2 protein-coding genes are annotated in these 1,392 nt (G+C 63.4%); one reads left to right on the forward strand and one right to left on the reverse strand.

Translation table 11 applies throughout. The annotated features are described in order from the left end of the window. Positions 1-258 (reverse strand): hypothetical protein (locus ACYVDE_RS22850; RefSeq protein WP_460503836.1); only part of this gene is annotated, 258 nt, incomplete at its 3' end. A 180-nt stretch (positions 259-438) separates the two neighbouring features. On the opposite strand from ACYVDE_RS22850, the gene ACYVDE_RS22855 reads away from it, so the two are divergent. Next, positions 439-1,179: a LytR/AlgR family response regulator transcription factor gene (locus ACYVDE_RS22855; RefSeq protein WP_460503837.1), complete on the forward strand. Its 741-nt coding sequence runs from the start codon at positions 439-441 to the stop codon at positions 1,177-1,179. Positions 1,180-1,392: the final 213 nt, after the last annotated feature.

A 1,392-nucleotide genomic window follows, 5' to 3' on the forward strand; every position in this document is an offset into this window, starting at 1 on the left:
ATCGAGGGCCGCGAAGCGCAGCGAATCGAGTGCCTGCAGCACGACGCTGGTGCTACGCTGCACCCGAAGCGTCTGGTTGTAGTGCAGTTGCAGGGCGTCGGCCAAGTAGGCCGTGCGCCGGCTGGCGGCCACCTGCACCGAGTCGACCGATGGCGTAGCGGTTTCGCGCTCGCTCACCCGGGTGGCGGGGCTGGCCGGGCCGTGAGGGGCTGATAAGCGGAGCACTAAACCGGCGAACAGGGCGAAAACAGGATTCATCGGGAGAAAAGCAGAGGTAAACGAAAACACGCTGAAAGCGCGACCGATACAAACCTACTTTGTGCAGGTAGCGGCCCGGGGGCCTTTTGTATGAACCACCCTTTTTACTAAACGAACGGCCCCGTTTCGCTGCGGAAGCTCCCCCCAACTGCCCCCTCATTCCTCGTCCGCCCCGCGCTTATGCCCGATTCCACCCCGCTTGCCTGCGTCATCGTCGAAGACAACGAGATGAATCGCCTCACCCTGGAGCATTTCGTGTCCATCACCCCCGGCCTGACCCTCCAGGCCGCCCTGCCCGATGGCCGCGAGGCACTGCACTACCTGCACGCCAAGCCCCCGGTGCAGGTGCTGCTACTCGACATCGAGATGCCGCACCTCACCGGCCTCGACCTGATTCGGGTGCTGCCCAAGCCGCTGCCGGCCATTGTGCTGGTCACCTCGCACGAGGCGTTTGCGGTGGAAGCCTTCGAGCTGCCCGTTATCGACTACCTGGTGAAGCCGGTGGAATATCCGCGCTTTCTGCAGGCCATGCAGCTGGTGCGTGCCCGCCGCCCCCCGGAGCCCGAATTGCCGCGCCCGCCGGCCACCGTCGAGCTGCCGACACCGGGCGCGGCCGATTTATTTGTGAAGGTGAACGGGCGGCTGGTGCGCCTCAATTTCGACGATGTGCTGTACATCGAAGCCCTGGCCACGTACTCGGTGCTGGTCACGGCCACGCAGAAGCACATCGTGTACGCCAGCCTCAAAATCCTCGAAGACCGGCTGCCCTTCGCGCATTTCGTGCGCGTGCACCGCTCCTACATCGTCAACACCCGTCGCATCGATGCCGTCGACGACCACGTGCTGCTGCTGGGCGACTACCAGGTGCCAGTAGGTAAGTCCTACCAAACCACCCTGCGCGACCAGCTGAAAACCCTGTAGGCGGCAAGCCTACGCAGGAATTCGCCTGAACAATGTAGAGACGCATATTTGCGTCTCGTCGTTGAACGGCCGGAAACGCGCCGCCTTGCCGCGTCCGAATAATATCGTTCAACGACAAGACGCAAATATGCGTCTCTACATCGTGCCGATGACTCCTAAGCAGCCGCCAGCGCCGCCAGCTCGGCGGGCAGCGCGGCGAGCACCTGCTCCACC

This window comes from Hymenobacter agri (assembly GCF_054778495.1).

Bases quoted from the DNA above. Each gene is read 5' to 3' on its own strand.
- ACYVDE_RS22855 (WP_460503837.1), top strand. From the start codon at position 439: ATGCCCGATTCCACCCCGCTTGCCTGCGTCATCGTCGAAGACAACGAG.